The 16510-nt window shown below is 71.2% G+C and carries 16 protein-coding genes; 8 read left to right on the forward strand and 8 right to left on the reverse strand.

The window, feature by feature from the left end:
• Positions 1-93 precede the first annotated feature (93 nt).
• Entirely contained in the window at positions 94-714 is a 621-nt protein-coding gene (locus Adu01nite_RS34495) for an enolase C-terminal domain-like protein (RefSeq protein WP_239132916.1), read from the forward strand.
• 89 nt (positions 715-803) lie between these two features.
• Positions 804-1721, forward strand: a complete 918-nt coding sequence (locus Adu01nite_RS34500; RefSeq protein ID WP_203733394.1) for a hypothetical protein — start codon at positions 804-806, stop codon at positions 1719-1721.
• A 25-nt stretch (positions 1722-1746) separates the two neighbouring features.
• Here the strand turns inward: Adu01nite_RS34500 and Adu01nite_RS34505 are convergent, their stop codons facing one another.
• The gene (locus tag Adu01nite_RS34505; RefSeq protein ID WP_203733395.1) at positions 1747-1977 is read right to left on the reverse strand and encodes a cell division protein CrgA; all 231 of its coding nucleotides are present in this window, start codon (positions 1975-1977) and stop codon (positions 1747-1749) included.
• A 102-nt stretch (positions 1978-2079) separates the two neighbouring features.
• On the opposite strand from Adu01nite_RS34505, the gene Adu01nite_RS34510 reads away from it, so the two are divergent.
• Complete coding sequence (locus Adu01nite_RS34510; protein WP_203733396.1) at positions 2080-3210, forward strand: alkane 1-monooxygenase; 1131 nt, start codon at positions 2080-2082, stop codon at positions 3208-3210.
• On the forward strand, positions 3207-3803 hold the full coding sequence (locus tag Adu01nite_RS34515; protein WP_203733397.1) for a TetR/AcrR family transcriptional regulator: 597 nt from the start codon (positions 3207-3209) through the stop codon (positions 3801-3803). Before Adu01nite_RS34510 ends, Adu01nite_RS34515 begins: the two co-directional genes overlap by 4 nt.
• Positions 3804-3824: 21 nt before the next feature.
• On the opposite strand, the gene Adu01nite_RS34520 is transcribed toward Adu01nite_RS34515, so the two are convergent.
• Positions 3825-4289, reverse strand: a complete 465-nt coding sequence (locus Adu01nite_RS34520; protein ID WP_239132917.1) for a cupin domain-containing protein — start codon at positions 4287-4289, stop codon at positions 3825-3827.
• A 95-nt stretch (positions 4290-4384) separates the two neighbouring features.
• Between Adu01nite_RS34520 and Adu01nite_RS34525 the strand changes: the two genes are divergently transcribed.
• Positions 4385-7090, forward strand: a complete 2706-nt coding sequence (locus tag Adu01nite_RS34525; protein WP_203733398.1) for a helix-turn-helix transcriptional regulator — start codon at positions 4385-4387, stop codon at positions 7088-7090.
• Here the strand turns inward: Adu01nite_RS34525 and Adu01nite_RS34530 are convergent.
• A complete protein-coding gene (locus Adu01nite_RS34530) occupies positions 7087-8196 on the reverse strand; it encodes a right-handed parallel beta-helix repeat-containing protein (RefSeq protein ID WP_203733399.1) in 1110 nt (369 codons plus the stop codon). The genes Adu01nite_RS34525 and Adu01nite_RS34530 overlap by 4 nt on opposite strands.
• Before the next feature lie 110 nt (positions 8197-8306).
• Positions 8307-9128, reverse strand: a complete 822-nt coding sequence (locus tag Adu01nite_RS34535) for a class I SAM-dependent methyltransferase (protein WP_203733400.1) — start codon at positions 9126-9128, stop codon at positions 8307-8309.
• Positions 9129-9252: 124 nt separating this feature from the next.
• Here Adu01nite_RS34535 and Adu01nite_RS34540 point away from each other — a divergent pair, with 124 nt between their 5' ends.
• From Adu01nite_RS34540 to Adu01nite_RS34550, 3 genes are all read left to right on the forward strand, one after another.
• Positions 9253-9672, forward strand: a complete 420-nt coding sequence (locus Adu01nite_RS34540) for a YciI family protein (RefSeq protein ID WP_203733401.1) — start codon at positions 9253-9255, stop codon at positions 9670-9672.
• Positions 9645-10904, forward strand: coding sequence for an RNA polymerase sigma factor (locus tag Adu01nite_RS34545; protein WP_239132918.1), 1260 nt, complete (start codon positions 9645-9647; stop codon positions 10902-10904). Before Adu01nite_RS34540 ends, Adu01nite_RS34545 begins: the two co-directional genes overlap by 28 nt.
• A 119-nt stretch (positions 10905-11023) precedes the next feature.
• Complete coding sequence (locus Adu01nite_RS34550; protein ID WP_203733402.1) at positions 11024-11806, forward strand: transglutaminase-like domain-containing protein; 783 nt, start codon at positions 11024-11026, stop codon at positions 11804-11806.
• A 1-nt stretch (position 11807) separates the two neighbouring features.
• Here Adu01nite_RS34550 and Adu01nite_RS34555 read toward each other — a convergent pair whose 3' ends face one another.
• From Adu01nite_RS34555 to Adu01nite_RS34570, 4 genes are all read right to left on the reverse strand, one after another.
• Entirely contained in the window at positions 11808-12101 is a 294-nt protein-coding gene (locus Adu01nite_RS34555) for a hypothetical protein (protein ID WP_203733403.1), read from the reverse strand.
• A 159-nt stretch (positions 12102-12260) separates the two neighbouring features.
• On the reverse strand, positions 12261-13229 hold the full coding sequence (locus Adu01nite_RS34560; RefSeq protein ID WP_203733410.1) for a TIGR03885 family FMN-dependent LLM class oxidoreductase: 969 nt from the start codon (positions 13227-13229) through the stop codon (positions 12261-12263).
• Positions 13230-13269: 40 nt separating this feature from the next.
• Positions 13270-14460 (reverse strand): S53 family peptidase, encoded by a 1191-nt coding sequence (locus tag Adu01nite_RS34565; protein ID WP_203733411.1) that lies wholly within the window; start codon positions 14458-14460, stop codon positions 13270-13272.
• 20 nt (positions 14461-14480) lie between these two features.
• Positions 14481-16508 (reverse strand): hypothetical protein, encoded by a 2028-nt coding sequence (locus tag Adu01nite_RS34570; protein WP_203733413.1) that lies wholly within the window; start codon positions 16506-16508, stop codon positions 14481-14483.
• Positions 16509-16510 lie beyond the last annotated feature (2 nt).

A 16510-nucleotide genomic window follows, 5' to 3' on the forward strand; every position in this document is an offset into this window, starting at 1 on the left:
GGTGTAGCTCTTGCCGGACGGCCCGGTCAGCGGCGGGACGGCGTCGTACTGCTTGTCCCGGCCGTCCTTGGCGCCGAGCTGGACGAGGCCGACGTGGTGCGCGACCTGAGCGCCCTCGCCGACCAGGGCTGGCAACGCCTGAAGGTCAAGATCGGCAAACCGGACTGGCGGGAGGACGCGAAACAGCGCTGGGACCTCAGCACCGCGAACCGCATGCTGCCGGTGTTGGCCGAGGCCGGAATGGACTGGTTCGAGGAGCCGGTGCACGCCGACGACGTGCCCGCCCACCGCCGTCTGCAGGCGGCGGCCCCATTCGACATAGCGGCCGGCGAGAGCCTGTACACGTACCACGCGTTCGCGAACTTCATCGCCGCCGACGCCCTGCGCGTGATCCAGGTCGACGTGACCAGGGTGGGCGGCGTGACCGAGTGGCTCCAGACAGCCCAGCACGCCGCGGCGAACGGCCTGCGCGTGGTCCCGCACGCCGGCGACATGATGCAGGTCCACCAGCACTTGGCCGGCACGTTCCTCAGTGAGTCCGCCCCACTGCTGGAGTTCATCCCGTGGACCCAGGACGCGTTCACCCACCGAAGCGTCATCCGCAACGGCTACGCCATCCGGCCACAGAACCCCGGCGCCTCGACCACCATCGCCACCCAGGCCCGGGAGAAGTGGCAGATCAGCGGCTTAGGAGCAACAACAGCCCAGCAGTGACCGCCCCCTCACCCGGTCGGGGGATTAACGGTGACGGTGTCGATCCATACGGTGGTGCGGCTCATCCAATGACCTGGGGGACTTCGACGATGAAGAAGCACGCGGCCGTACTCTTCGCAGCGGCGGCGGCCGGTGGGTTCGCGGCGCCGGGGGTGGCGTCGGCGACCACGCCGCTTCCGGTGGTCGCGCTCAGCAACTCCGACGAGTTCGGTGGGCTGCAGTACTCGGACATCCGGCCGGGCGGCACGGCGGTGGTGCGGGCCGGGGTCAAGGTGATCGGGCCCTCGGCGCCGGGCACCGTGGTGGTGGTGAAGCTGTCGGTGACGTCGAACCTGGATCTGCCGAAGTCGTTCACGAACTGCTTCTACTTCAGCCGTACCGGTGCGTGGTGCTCGCTGCCGGACGCGACGGAGGTGGGTAAGTCGTACGAGTTGGACGGTCTCGCGGTGGCCGCGCCGGCCGGGTCCGCCTCGCCGGGGCTGGCGACGGGTCTGCTGACCCACCAGTGGCTGACCGGTGACTCCGGCGGCGCCGAGCGGCTCGCGAGCACCGAAGGCACTCCGGTGCGCGGCACCGGGGGCGTGCTGCACCTCAAGGCGAGCACCGCGCTGACCGGGTCGGACGGATCGGCGAACGGCACGGCCGGGGTGCGGTTCCCGCCGCCGTCCGTCCCCACCGGACCGAAGGAGGTGCCGACCATCAAGACCTCCCCCGGCGTGCCCACCAAGCCCCAGGACATTCCGGACACCCAGACCAGCGACCCGGTCACGGACATCGCCAAGCCGGTCCCGACCGGTTCCCGCACCACCAGCGCGGCCCCGGCCGCTCCGGCCCCGGCCGACTCGACGACGGCTACGACCGAGGCGGCCGCGGCTGACACCGGCGGGCTGCCGTTGACCGGCTCCAGCCTCGCCCCGTGGGCCGGTGCCGCGCTGATGCTCTTCTCGGCGGCCGGGCTCGTCTTCCTGCACGTCCGCCGGCGCCGGACCACCCGCTTCGTCGCCTAGTTCTTCCCGGCCGGCCGGCCGCCCGTCACAGGCGTGAGGTGCTGGTCGGCCGGACGTATTCCTCGCCGTGCCAGGCCCGGCCGAGGACGCCGACCGCGAGGATCAGGGCCAGGGGGCCGGCGTAGTTCCAGCCGCCGAGCGGTTCGAGGAACGGCAATCGCAGCAGCGTGTAGGCGAGCAGCCAGGCCGCGGCCAGCAGCGGGCAGGCGGTGATCAACGCGCCCAGCCATCGGCCGGACGGCTTTCCCCTCTTCATGGTCGTACGCTAACCGTGCTTGACAAAAATGGGAACCGTGACCGTCAGGTTTACAAAAGCTGCCCTCTTGTAAGTCTCGGTGAGCGGTGTCACAGTCAGGCCATGTCCGAGAATCGATCCGTCTGGCGGGACGCGCGGCGCTACCTCTGGCCGTCCGCGATCGTCGTGCCGCTGCTTCCCTTCGTCAGCTATGGCATCGTCGCGCGGACCGGGCTCCAGGGCTGGTGGTGGCTCACCCCGGCGGTCGTCTTCGTGATCATCCCGATCATCGACATCTTCGGTGGCGATGACGTCGGCAACCCGCCCGAGGACATCGCCAAGGCGCTGCAGTCGGACCGCTACTACCGCCGGCTCACCTATCTCTACCTGCCGTTACAGCTGGGCGGCCTGGTGCTCGGCGCCTGGCAGTGGGCCGACGGCGGGCTCGGCTGGGCCGGGCGGCTCGGCGTGCTGGTGACGATCGGCGCGGTCAACGGGATCGCCATCAATGCCGCCCACGAGCTCGGTCACAAGCGGGAGAGCGCCGAGCGCTGGCTGTCCAAGATCGCGCTGGCGCCGACCGGCTACGGCCACTTCTATGTGGAGCACAACCGCGGGCACCACACCCGGGTCGCCACCCCCGAGGACCCGGCGAGCTCGCGGCTGGGCGAGAGCTTCTGGCGGTTCTGGCCGCGGACCGTCGCCGGCAGCCTGCGCTCGGCCTGGCACCTGGAGATGTCCCGGTTCCGGCTGCGCCATCGTAATCCGTGGACGCTGCGCAACGACGTACTCAACGCGTGGGCCATGACGGTCGTGCTCTTCGGGGCGCTGCTCATCGCGTACGGAATAAGCGTCCTGCCGTTCCTGATCTTTCAGGCGGTGATCGGGTTCTCGTTCCTGGAGGTGGTCAACTATCTGGAGCACTACGGGTTGCGCCGGGAATGGACCGGCAGCCGTTATGAGCGGGTCGACGAGCAGCACAGCTGGAACAGCAACCGGCTGATCACGAACATCTTTCTCTACCAGCTGCAACGCCACAGCGATCACCACGCCAACCCCATTAGGCGCTATCAGATCTTGCGTACGTTCGACACGTCCCCGCAGCTGCCGGCCGGCTACGCCACGATGATCGTGGTGGCGCTGTTCCCGCCGATCTGGCGGCGGATCATGGACCCGCGGGTGATCGCCCACTACGGCGGCGACGTGAGCCTGGCCAACGTGCACGAACCGGCGCGCGCCAGACTGGCAGGGTGAACCAGAGTTACGCGGAGCGGGCCCGGGCCGGCATGCGGGACGCGATCCTCGACGCCGTCGAACGCCTCGTGCTCGATCGCGGCTGGCACCGCACCCGGATGGCCGACGTCGCCGATGCCGCCGGGGTGAGCCGGCAGACCGTCTACCAGCAGTTCGGCAACCGCGACGACCTCGCCCAGGAGTACGTTCTGCGCGAGGTCGCCCGGCTGCTCGGGGCGGTCGACTCGGCCCTGGCCGCCAACCGCGACGACCCCTTCGCCGCCGCGGCCGCCGCGCTGGAGGCGTTCCTCACCGGCGCCGCCGACAACATCATGATCAAGGGCATCCTGGCCGGCGACGACGACCTGCTCCCCCTGGTCACCACGGCCGGCCTGGTGGTGCGTCAGGTCGCCATCGACCACCTGGTCGCCGCGATCGGCGTGCACTGGCCGGCCCTCGACGCCGGTGACGTGCTGCTGTTCGCCGAGACCATCGTGCGGCTGGCGATCAGCCACGCCACCGGCCCGGCCGCCGACCCGCAGACCAGCGTGCGCGACGTGATGCGGGTGCTCGGCCCGTTCATCCGCGAGGTCGTCGCCCGGTCAGCCGCCTAGCGCCGGCAGGGGTCCGACCCCTTAGCCGGCCAGGGTCGGCGGGGGTCCGACCACGCGCAGCCGGTAGGCCTCGGCCGCCGCGACGATCGCGCCGACGTCGAAGGGCGCGGCCCCGCTGTCCGTCGCGAGGACCGGGGACCCGTTGTCCTTGAACCAGTTCTCGATGCCGGCCGGCGCGAACGCCACCGCGATTCGGGCCGACGGCGACCGGACCAGGTAGGAGTGCGGAACCCCGCGCGGCCCGAGGGCGACCGCGCCGGGCAGCAGGTCGTGCCGGTCGTCGCCGAGGTAGAAGCTGACCTCGCCGTCGAGCACGAACCAGACCTCGTCCTCGTTGTCGTGCGCGTGCAGCGGCGGAGCGTGACCTTCCACGTCCTCGAACTGCATGACGCTGATGGCGCCGGCGGTGGCCGCACCCGGAATGAGGATGCTGGCCTTGCCACCCAGGAACCAGAACGGCTCGGCGGCGATGGTGGGATTGATCATGCGAGGAACGCTATGGGCGCTTTCGTCACGCAGACTCAGTCGATCGACTGACGAGATCATTGGACGTCGCCGCCCGCGGCCGCCACGATAGCGGGATGGTTTGGCTGGTGGGCCGGGAGGCCGAACTCGTAGTGCTGCACGACCTCGTGACCGGGGCCGGCAGCGGCACCGGCGGCGCCCTGGTCCTGCGCGGCCCGGCCGGCATCGGCAAATCGGCGCTGATCGAGGCGGCCCAGCACGAGGCCCACGCGAAGGGGATGACCGTGGTGGCGGCCCGCGGCGTGGCCTCGGAGACCCTGCTGCCGTTCGGCGTCCTGCACCAGCTGCTGTGGCCGCTGCTCCGGGACCCCCGGCTGCCGGAGACGCCACGCCAGCTGCTGCGTTCCGCGCTCGGCGCGGCCGGTGCCGCTGCGCCGGACCTCTACGCGATCGCCGTGGCCACGCTGGAGCTGCTGGTCGAGGCGGCCGACCGGAACCCGATCCTGGTCGTCGCCGAGGACGCCCACTGGTTCGACCGGTCCAGTGCCGACGTGCTCGCCTTCGTCGCCCGCCGGGCCGGTTCGGCGCCGATCGCCCTGGTCGCGGCGGTTCGCGGCGGCGACGACACCACTCCGGTCGATGCGCTCGGCGAGGCCGGGCTGCCGGATCTGCCACTCGGCCCGCTGCCCGAGGAGGACGCCCGCGCCCTGCTCGACCGGGCCGCGACCGAGCTGCCGGCCGGCCTGCGCGAGCGCATCCTGACCGCCGCGAGCGGCAATCCGCTGGCCCTGCTGGAGCTGCCGGCCTCGGTCCGGGAGGATTCGTTCTCGACCGTCGTGCCGATGAACGCCCGCCTTGAGAGCGCTTTCACGGCCCGGCTGCCGGAGATGCCCGGGCTGACCCGCACCCTGCTGCTCGCGGCCGCGGCCGAGCCATCGTGCACCCTCGCTCAGCTGCTCACGGTGGTGGCGGCAGTCAGCGGAGAGCCGGTCGGGATCGACGTGCTCGACCCGGCTGCCGCGGCCGGCCTGGTCCGGTCGCACGGGCTGCAACTGCGGTTCCGGCATCCGCTCGTCGCCTCCGCCGTCTACCAGGCCGCCGCGCCGAGCGACCGGATCGCCATGCACGCGGCCCTCGCCACCGCCCTCGCCGACCAGCCCGACCGGGCGATCTGGCACCGCAGCGCCGCCGCGACCGGCCCGGATCCGGAGGTAGCGGCCGACCTGCGGGTCTTCGCCGGCCGGGCGGCGCTGCGCGGCGCCGCGTCGGTGGCGGTCGCCGCGCTGGAGCGGGCCGCCTCGTTCAGCGCCGGAGCCGACCGCATCGACCTGCTGCTGCGCGCGGCCGAGCTGTCCTGCGAGACCGGCCAGGCCCGGGAGCGCCTGCCCACCCTGCTCGAGCAGATCCGCGCCGGCGAGCCGACCGGGCGCGACGCGGCCCGGCGCATGCAGGTCGAGGCGGTGCTGGCGCCGATCCCGGACACGCAGGCGATCGCCGGGCTGGTCGAGCATGCCACCATGATCTGGGAACAGGACCGCGCCCTGGCCTACTCGCTGCTGCTGGCGGCCGCGATCCGCTGCTGGTGGGGTGGCGCCCCGCCAGAGCTGCGCGCGCTCGTCCAGGAGGCGGCCGACCGGTTCGACCCGGACCTGCACAATCCGCCCAGCCTGACCGTGCACGCCTACGCGTCGCAGCCGGAACGGGGTGCGCTGTTGCTCGACCGGGCCGGCCGGGTACTCGCCGACCCGGACCCGGCCCGCCGCCGGTTCGCGATCGGCGTCTACGCCCTGACCGGCGACTTCGCCGTCTCGGCCACCATCACCCCGGCGGCGATCGCGACCGCCCGGGGCAACGGCCAAGTCCTGCTGACCGCCCGGTGGCTCGCCGTCCAGTCGGGCACGTCCTTCTGGGCCGGCGCCTGGGACGCGGGCCTCGCCGAGGCCACCGAGGCCGAACGGCTCGGCCGCGAGCTGCACGACCCGTCGATCTATCTGCTGGCGTCGGCCACTCAGGCGATGTTCGCGGCCGCCCGCGGCGAGCTCGACCGGGCCGAGGCCTGCATCGCGGCCACCCTGGCCGACCCGGCCCTGCCCGGCAACCGGGCGGTTCTGGCCGCGACCCAGAAGGGCCGGGCCATGGTCGCGCTGGCCGCCGGCCGACCGGCCGACGCGATGGAGCGGGTGCTGTCCATCTACGACCCGGCCGACGCCCACCACCATTGGATGTATCAGTATTGGGCCCTGACGGACCTGGCCGAGGCCGCCCGCGCGGCCGGCCAGCTCGACCGGGCTCGCGCGATCCTCGCTGCCCTGGACCAGGTCGCCGAGCCGATCGGCTCGGTCCGCATCGCCCTCGGCGTCGCCCGCGCGCTTCTCGCCACCGACGATCACGCCGAGCCGCTGTTCGAGGCCGCGCTGGCCGAGGACCTCGCAGCGTGGCCGTTCGAGCGGGCCCGGCTCAACCTGGCATACGGCCGGTTCCTGCGCCGCCGGCTGCGGGTGACGCAGTCCCGGGCACCGTTACGCCTGGCCGCCGAGATCCTCGAACGGCTCGGCGCAACGGCGTGGCGGGAACAGGCCCGGTCCGAGCTGCGGGCGACCGGCGCCAAGGGCACCGCACCCCGGGGCGGCCCGGCCGCGATGACCGCCCAGGAGCTGCAGATCGCCCGTCTGGCCGCCGAGGGCCTGAGCAACCGGGAGATCGGCGAGCGGCTGTTCCTGTCACCGCGCACCGTCGGCTCACACCTCTACCGAATCTTCCCGAAGCTGGGCATCGCCAACCGAGCCCAGCTCAGCGCGGTCCTGAACGGATCCGAGGGCTAGTTCATGGTGGCACCGATGGTGCTGCTGCCGGTCGTCAGGAACGTGGTGGCGGGCAGCGTGCCGCTGGACGACCTGGCGTTGTAGCAGGTGGTGGCGTCGGTCGAGACGAACGACGGGGTGCTGATGCCGCTGTCCCAGTTGTTGCCGGACGAGGTGACCGAGGAGCCCTTGGTCACCGAGCCGCTGCCGTTGCTGACCGCGAGGTTCTTGCCGAGCTTGGCCGAGCTGGTGCTGAAGTAGTAGCCGTAGTTGCCGTTGGCGTAGGCGGTGGTCCGGTTGATGACGATCGCGCCCTTGTTGGAGTTCTCGGTGAAGCCGTTGCCCGCGTCGTCCCAGGCCGCCGAGTTGTTCACCACGTGCGCCACCGTCTCGCCGTCACCGCCGAGCTTGTAGCCGTTGCCGTCGCCGGCGAAGGCGGAGTCGCTCCAGCGGTTCTTGCCGTTGCCGAACGACCAGGTGTGCTCGATGGTGACCGGCGAAGAGAAGGACCACAGGTCGATGCCGTCGTCGGAGTTGTTGTAGAGGCGGGCACCGGTGACCAGATTCCCGGTTCCCGAGCCGAATTTGATGGCCACACCGTCGGCATTCTCCCCGTGCTCGGCGGCGTCGTAATTGCCGTACGAGTCGATGTTCTTGACCGTGTTGTTCGCGGTGCCGTCGCCGGTGAGCGTGAATCCGGAGTCACCGCCGTTGATCGTCTTGATGTTGTTCCAGTTGGTGCCGGTGCACGACTGGCAGACGACCGCGCTGTCCGGCGAGTTCTGGAAGGTGATGTTTGAAACGTTCCAGTAGTCGGCCGTCAGCTTGAAGATCCAGGAGCCGGAGGGCAGGCTCGTGCCGCTGATCTTCACCACCTCCGAGCCGTACGCGGTGAGCGTGACCGGCGAGGACGAGGTGCCGTTGGCCGTCGACTGCAGGGTGGCGGTCGGGTAGTAGGTGCCGGCCCGGACCTGGATGACGGTGCCGGCGGTGGCATTCTTGATGGCGTTCGACAGGTCGGTCACGTTGCTGACCACCACGGTGGCGGCGGAGGCCGGGGCGGCGAGCAGGACGAGGCCGACCGCGGCGACGGTCGATGCGGCGAGGACGTTCCGCACTGTTCTCATGACAAACGTTCCTTTCAGCTGGGGGGCTGAACTGGAGCGTAAGCCGCCGTAACACGTACGAAAATGCATTGAATCCTGTGAATCATTTAAGAGAGCCTTAAGCCATGCATTCAAGGCCGCTTTTGTTGCAGCGATTCTGCAAATTCCTGCAAATGCTGACCCGGCAAAGGGCGGCGGAGGATCAGCAGCTCGGCCGGGTCGGGGTCGGGCAGGCGCTGCAGGCCGGCTCGGGCCTCGCGGATCAGGTTCGCGGTGACCCGCTCGCCGAGTTCGGCCCGTAGCTGCGGTTCGTTGCGCAGCCACAACTCGTACAGCCAGATCCAGTGCTTGTCGTGGTTCTCGTTCTTGATCGACTGCTCCACCTCGAAGCCGGCGGCGGCCGCCAGGGCCGGCCAGTCGCCCTCCGGTTCCGGCCGCACCCGCGCGGTCATCGCGAAGCGGGCGCCCGGGCGCAGAATGCGGAACACCTCGGCCAGCGCCGCGGGCCGATCCGGGGCGAACGGCAGCGCGTCGACGCTGACCGCGGCATCCGCTCCCCCGCTCGGCAGGCCGGTGTCGGCGAACGCCGCCCGGCGGAACTCCGCCCGCCCCGGCCGCAGGAACGTCGCCGCCCGCTCCCCCGCGAGCCTGGTCGCGACCTCGCTGAAGTCGACGCCGATCAACCGGGTCGAACAGGCCCGGGCCAGCCACAACCCCGGACCGCCGCGCCCGCAGCCGAGATCGACGAGCACGCTGTCGCGCCGCAGCCGCAGGCCACCGATCAACCGGCCGAGCAGCCACCACGTGCACGAGCTGAACGGCTCGACCTCGGCCGGGTATTCGTCGCCGTACGCCTCCGCCCAGAGCTGCGGCACCAGCCTGCTGGAGTACACGGCGCCGTGGGCGGCGTCGTAGTCGTCGTCGCCGGTCCGCACCGCGGAGTCATCTGGCATCCGGACATCCTGGCGGACCCGTCGAGAATTTTCTGTCCCGTCCTGTCGATCCGGTGCCGGGCCGTTCGACCTGAGGGTGAGAAGGTCGGGAAGCGACCGGAAATCGAATCAAGGGGACATCACGATGGCCAAGTACATGCTGATCCTGCGGGGCACCGACGAGTCGATGGCGAAGATGATGTCTACGCCGTTCGAGGAGATGCTCGAGACCATGGGCCGGTTCAACGACGAGCTGATCAAGGCGGGCGTGCTCGTCGCCTGCGAGGGCCTCGACGACCCGGGCCAGGGCGTGGTGGTCGACTTCAGCGCCGAGACCCCGGTCGTCACCGACGGGCCGTACGGGGAGACCAAGGAGCTCTTCGGGGGCTTCTACCTTCTCGACGTCGCCACCAAGGAGGAGGCGGTCGAGTGGGCCAAGCGGATCCCGGCGATGAGCGGATCCAAGTGTGAGGTCCGGCGGGTGCCGGCGATCGACGAGTTCCCGCAGGACAACGAGTGGGTCGTCCGGGAGCGCGCATGGCGCGAGCGGACCGGCCAGCTCTGATGGTCGCGCCGGGCCCGATCGAGGCGGTGTGGCGGATCGAGTCGGCGCGGATCGTCAGCGCGCTGGCCCGCTACACCGGGGATTTCGCGCTGGCCGAGGACGTCGCGCAGGAGGCGGTCGCGGAGGCGCTGGTCTCCTGGCCGGTCGACGGCGTCCCGGCCAACCCGCGGGCCTGGCTGATGACGGTGGCCCGGCGGCGAGCGATCGACAGCTTCCGCCGCCGGGCCGTCCAGGACGACAAGTACGCCCTGATCGCCGCGGACGAAACCGGCTCCGAGGAGCTGTCGTGGGATCCGGACCGGATCGACGACGACGTGCTGGCGCTGATGTTCATCGCCTGCCACCCGGTGCTCTCCGCCGAGGCCCGGGTCGCGCTGACCCTGCGTACGGTCGGCGGCCTGACCAGCGAGGAGATCGCAAGGGCGTTCCTGGTGCCGGTCCCGACCATCCAGGCGCGGATCACCCGGGCGAAGAAGACGATCGGCGCGGCCGGGGTGCCGTTCGAGCTGCCGCCGGCCGAGCAGCGCCGGGAACGGCTGGGCGGCATCCTGAGCGTGCTCTACGTGATCTTCACCGAGGGCTCGACCGCGACGGCCGGCGAGCAACTGCTGCGGGTCGATCTCGCGGCCGAGGCGATCCGGCTGGTCCGGATGCTGGCCGCGCTGATGCCCGACGAGCCGGAGGTGCACGGGCTGCTCGGCCTGTGCGAGCTGACCGCCGCCCGCTTCGCCGCGCGGACCGGCCCGGACGGGGAGCCGGTGCTGCTCGAAGATCAGAACCGCCGGCTCTGGGACTCCTCGGCGATCCGGCGCGGCCTCGCCGCCATCCGGCGGGCGGCGGAGTTGGGACGAGGCTTGGGAGCGTACGGGCTACAGGCCGCGATCGCCGCCTGTCACGCCTTGGCCCCGTCGGTGGCCGAGACCGACTGGGAGCGGATCGTGCTGCTGTATGAAGCCCTGGGCCGGGTGGCCCCGTCCCCGATCGTCGAGCTCAACCGGGCCGTCGCCGTCGCAATGGCGACCGGACCGGCGTCGGCCCTGCCCATCGTGGACGAGTTGGTGGCCACCGACCGCTTGGCGGGTTCCCACCTGTTGCCGACCGTCCGCGGCGAGCTGCTGACCCGCCTGGGCCGCACCGCCGAGGCCCGAGCCGAACTGGAGTTGGCCGCCCGCTTGTGCACGAACACCCGAGAACGCTCGGTCCTGCTCCGCAAGGCCGCGGCCCTGCACTGACGCCGTTCCATAGGCCAGCCCGGTTGGCGGTCATGCTCACTATCATGCTAACGACGGCCGTAAGCATGATAGTTAGCATGACCCCCCGAGTGCCGGTGAATTTTGTACCCTCGCTCCCTATGGACTTCTACCGGCAGCCAAGCGCGACCTCCGACCTCGGGCGCCACCGCGAGCGATTGGCCGGGCTTCCGGCTGAGCCGGAGGCGCTCGGCGCGGTCGTGCGCGGTCTGCTGATTCACAACTACACCGCGAGTGTTCAAGGTCTGCGGTTCTCGGACGCGCGTATGTCGCACATGGAGACCGTCGGCGCCGCCGCGATCCTGGACAACGTGGTAGGCATCGATGCGGCGGCCCTGGATCGTGAGCGGGACGCTGAGCAGCGGATGTTTGGCTTCTGCTATCACTTTGCGCTGCTGCACTGTGCCCTGCTGCGGGCGACCGGCACGCCGGCCCGGATCCGATGTGGCTTCGCCGGCTACTTCGTCGCGGACCACTGGATAGACCACTGGGTAGTCGAGTACTGGGACGGTTCCCGCTGGGTAATTACCGACTCCCAGACCGGGCGCAGCGACCTGACCGCGGACGACTTCCAGGACGGCGTCACCGCCTGGAACCTCTGTCGCGGTGGTGCTTCGCAGTCGGAGGCGTACGGCAATGGTGAGCTCTGGGGTTGGGACGAGCTGCGCGGCAGCCTGATCAATGACGTGGCCGCGCTCAACAAGGTCGAGGTCGCCGGGTGGTACTGGTGCGACCGCCTCCACGTCGAGCCCCTCGATCAGCCGCACCAGGAACTCGACGCGTCACTCGACGTCCTCGCCGGGCTCGCGGCCGACGCCGAGATCACGAAAGCCTTCGACCTGTACCCGGACCTGCGGCCACCGGCCGACGCCGTCGCGCGATAGGTCAGCCCAGCCGGTCGGCGCTGGTGCGGAGCAGCTGCCAGCCCAGCGCACCCAGGGTCGCGGTGAGGATCATCGCGGTGAGCAGGATGGGCCAGGCACGCCAGAGGCGGCGGCTCGTGGCCAGCCAGGCCAGGACGGCGAACGGGAGCAGGAGCTCGACGAGTTTCGTGGCGCCGACCCCGGTGGCGACGCCGGCCAGGGTGCGGGAGCCGTAGGTGGCGGTCTCCTGCCAGCCCTGGCCGGCCAGCAATCCGCATGCGACACCGGCGGCCAGTGCCGCGGCGGGCACCGGCATGTCGCTGGCCCCAGGCCAGGCCGCTGCTGACCAGGGTGACCATGATTCGCCCGGCCACGCCGTCGACGCCGTCGGCCAGGAAAGCCAGCCCGCCGAGCGCCACCGCCGCCGCCGCGATCGTCGCGGCCCGAGGCCCCCCAGCTTCCACAGCGGGCCAGGCTATCGCGCCCCGGTCTGGAGGGCAGGCAGCACCTTGGCGCCGAAGGCTTCGATGAACGGCATCAGGTCCTGGCCGACGTGGTGCAGGTAGATGCGGTCGAAGCCGAGTGACGCGTACCCGCGGAGCCGCTCGGTGTGCGCCTCGAGGTCGGCCGAGATGTTGACCACCTGGCGTACCTGGTCGAGCGTCACGTTCTCGCTGATCACGTCGAACTGCTCGACCGTCTCGAGGTCCCAGCAGACCGGCGGCCGGAAGACGTTGCTGCGCCACTGGTCGTGGGCGATCGCCTCGGCCTCGGCCTCGGTCGGCGCCCAGCTCAGGTGCACCTGCAGGCAGACCGGCCCGCGACCGCCCGCGTCCCGGTAGGCGGCGATCATCGCGCGCAGGTGCTCGTCCGGGGCGTTGACCGTGACCAGCCCGTCGGCCCAGCCCGCGCACCAGGCCGCGGTTTTCGTGCTCACCGCGGCCCCGATCAGCGGCGGCGGCTCGGCCGGCCGGGTCCACAACCGGGCCCGGTCCACCGTGATCAGGCCGTCCCGGGTGACCTCGTCGCCGGCCAGCAGCGCGCGGATGACGTCCACCGACTCGAGCAGCCGCGCCTCGCGGACCTCCTTCCGCGGCCACGGTCCGCCGGTGATGTGCTCGTTGCTGTATTCGCCGCTGCCCAGCGCGGCCCAGAACCGGCCCGGGAACATCGCGCCGAGGGTGCCGATCGCCTGCGCGATGATCGCCGGGTGGTAGCGCTGGCCGGGAGCGTTGACCACCCCGAACGACAGGTTCGTGGCCTGCAGCGCCGCACCCAGCCACGACCAGGCGAAGGCGGATTCGCCCTGCCGGCTGCTCCACGGCGAGAAGTGGTCGGAGCACATCGCGGCTTCGAAGCCGTGCCGTTCGGCCGCGATCACGGCGGTGAGGAGGTCGGCGGGCGGGATCTGCTCGTGGGAGGCATGGATTCCGTAGTCCGTCATGCGTAGGCGTTACCCCGGCCTCCGCTCCCGCAACCAACGGTCAGGAGGGGGTCAGGCCGGTCAGGCCGGTCGGGGTGCCCCAGCCGGTCGGGCCGTCGTAGCCGACCACGCCCGTGCAGAGGTAGTCGCCGCCGCAGGTGGCGGAGTTCGGGCCGGGGACGTTGCTGCCCGTGGTCACGTCGCGGAACGCGGTGGCGCTGTGCTTCAGCCATGGCACCGAGCCGTCGTTGACGCGGGCCGTCGCGCCGGTCAGGGCGTACATGGCGGCGATGATCGGCGCCGAGGCGCTGGTGCCGCCGACGATCTGCCAGGTGCCGCCCTGATAGGAGTGGTAGACCGCCACCCCGGTCGCCGGGTCGGCCACCGCGGACACGTCGTTGAGCATGCGCTTCGGGCAGTTGGCGTCGGTCTGCCAGGCCGGCTTCGCCATGTAGGCCGAGCAGCCCGAGCCGGTCAGCGCCCACACCGATTCGGTCCAGGCGCCGGTCGTGCTCCTGGTCAGCGTGGTGCCGCCGACCGAGGTGACGTGGGCGGACGCGGCCGGGAAGGACACCGAGTAGCCGATGTCGCCGGCGCTGACCACGATCGGGTGGCCGGGGTGGATGTAGTGCGACTCGAACGCGGTCTGGCCGGCGAACTCGACGCCGGTGCCGTAGCTGTTGGAGACGACGTCCGCGCCCATCGCCACCGCGGTGTCGACCGCCGCGCCGAGGTCGTCGAAGCCGTTCGAGACGGCCTGCACCACCAGGATCTTGCAGGCCGGGCAGGCGGCCGAGACCATGTCCACGTCGAGCGCCTGTTCCAGGGCCCAGCCCGGGTCCGGGGCGGGCAGCGGCGTGGTGGCGCCGTCCTGGTTGACGATGCGCAGGCAGCCACCGGTCACCGTGCACGCCGGCAAGCCGTAGGTGCTGCGGTAGACGGCCAGGTCGGCTTCGAGGGTGGGGTCGGTGAACGCGTCCACGATGGCGACGGTCCGGCCGGTGCCGCCGGCCGGGATGCTGTAGGCCGAGACCAGGTCGGCGGGGGCGAGCCCGGCCGGCGCGGCGAGGGTGCCGACCGGGCCGCCGCCGACCACGACTTTGGCGAAGCAGGTTGCCTTCGGTGGTGCGACCAGTGGACAAGCGTCCCGCACCACCAGTTCAGCCGCCGTCGCGATCCCGGCGCTGGTTCCGGCAAAAACCGCGGCAATGCCGGCAACACCAAGGACGATCAAGGGTGTACGGATACGCATAGTTGCCTCCGAAGGGGGGATCAGGCGGCCACGCGTACGGCGCGGATGACGGTCTGGTCGAGGGTCGCGCCGGCCGGGTCGGTGGCGTGGATGCGCAGCGAGAGGTAGCCGGCGGCCGGGGTCACGGTCGCCGTGAACCGGCCGCCCCCGGCCGACGCCACCGGCAGCGGTCTCCAGGTGGCACCGTCGTCGGCGGACACGTCGAGGGTGAGGTGTTCGGTGACCGGGGTGGGGTCGAAGGCCTGCCGGCGCAGCGTCACCGACAGCGGGGTGGCCACGCCCGCCGGGACCGCGTTGGCGGTGTCCACCGCGATGCCGTAGTCGGCGAAGACCAGTGGTAAGAACGCGCACGGGTCGGCGCAGGTGCGGCCGGCCGGCAGCGACCCGCCCGGCGGCGTGGTTCGCCACGACCAGGCAGTCTGCACCCGGTCGGCGGTGGTCAACCACGACGCCGACGCGGAGCTGTCCAACTCCAGCCGCAGCTGGGTGGCGTCGGCCGGGATCGCGATGCGGCCCACCGGGTCGGTTCCGTCGGCGGCGAGCGCTTCATCGGCGTACACCCGGAACTCGGTTTTGATCTTGGCGGTTTCGCTGGTGGTCAACCGCACGGCGTGGCCGCCGGCGTCGGTTCGCGGCTGGAGGTCGAGGAGGAGTTGGTCGCTCTGGCGGCAGGCGGGGCACGGCAGGCTGCGCAGCGTGGTGCGGTCGACGCCGGGCACGCCGGGGGCCGCGAAGTACCTGTCGGTGGTGCGCTGCCCCGGCCGGTACTCGACCATCGGTGACTGTGCGGAGCCGTTGAACTCGTCCGGGCGGGCGACGGCCGAGCCGATCCAGCCGACGCCGGGCACCGCCGAGACGTACTCGGTGCGCCGCAGCGGTGCCACCGCGGTGCTGGCGAAGCGGATCGGGAACTGCTCCCACGGCTGGAACGACGTGCGGTAAGTGCTGATCCGGGAGGTGTCGCCCTCGGCCGCGTAGGTCGCGTCCAGTGTGGCTAGACCACTGGCCGGAACTTTCTCGGCGAAATCGGCGGGCACCGCGCCGTCGGCCGGGAAGACCAGGTCATAGAGGTACGCATCGGCCGGCGAGGTCAGCCGGAAGTACGTGTACCAGCGGACGTCACCGAGGGCGACCGGATCGGTGGGCGTGACGGACAGTGACGGCGAGCCGCCGATCATCATGATCGCGGTGGTCGAGTCGTTGCCGGCCGCCGAGAGCCGCGAGTAGGTGGCCTGCATCTGCTCCAGCCCGGACGGGTTGGGCGTGGCCGGCACCGGCACGACGGTGGTGGCGGTGGCGGCATCCGCGGTCACCGTCATCTCGGTGCCGGTGACCGCCAGCTCGGGATAGAAGAGCAGCGCGTCACCTTGATAAACCCCATCGGCGTCGTACGTGGTGATGGAGACCTCGAGCGAGTAGTGCCCGACCGGGACGCTGAACGACACCTGACCGTCGACGAACGACTGCAGGCTGCTGAACCGCTGGACGTCCTCGGCGTTGGTGATCGAGACGCCGCCGCTGATCGCCTTCGCGCCCAGCTTGTCGAGGCCCCGCACGGTGAGGGTGGCGATCGGGTACTGCGGGTCGGCGGTGGGTTCGGCGGCCCCCACCGGGCGGATCTCCTTGACGCCGGCCGCGCCGGCACCGAACGCCGCCGGGTCGGTGAGCCGGCCGGTTGCCAGGTCGAGGCCCGGGATGTCGTGCGGTGTCGCGCCGGCCGCCCACTCCACCTGGAGCGCGGCCGGTGGGGCGAGCACGTCGAACAATGCGAGATCCAGTTGCCGTCCGACAAAAGGCAAGGCTTTGTCGGGTACGACGTAGAAGTGCTCACCGACCGCCATGCTGTGGATCCGGACCGGGTCTTTTCCCGCGGCCGGGGCCGTCTCCACCGCCCGGACGACGCCGTGATCGACCAGGACGCGCTCCCCCGTAAGCAAGGTGACCTCGCGTGGCATCTCTTCGGCGTGGCTGGTGGCCGGCACCAACGCCACTGCACCGACGAGCGCGGCCAGCCCGCACCCGGCGACACTGTTCCGTAGGCGAGACATCC

The sequence above is a fragment of the Paractinoplanes durhamensis genome, from assembly GCF_016862175.1.
GTDB lineage: Bacteria > Actinomycetota > Actinomycetes > Mycobacteriales > Micromonosporaceae > Actinoplanes > Actinoplanes durhamensis.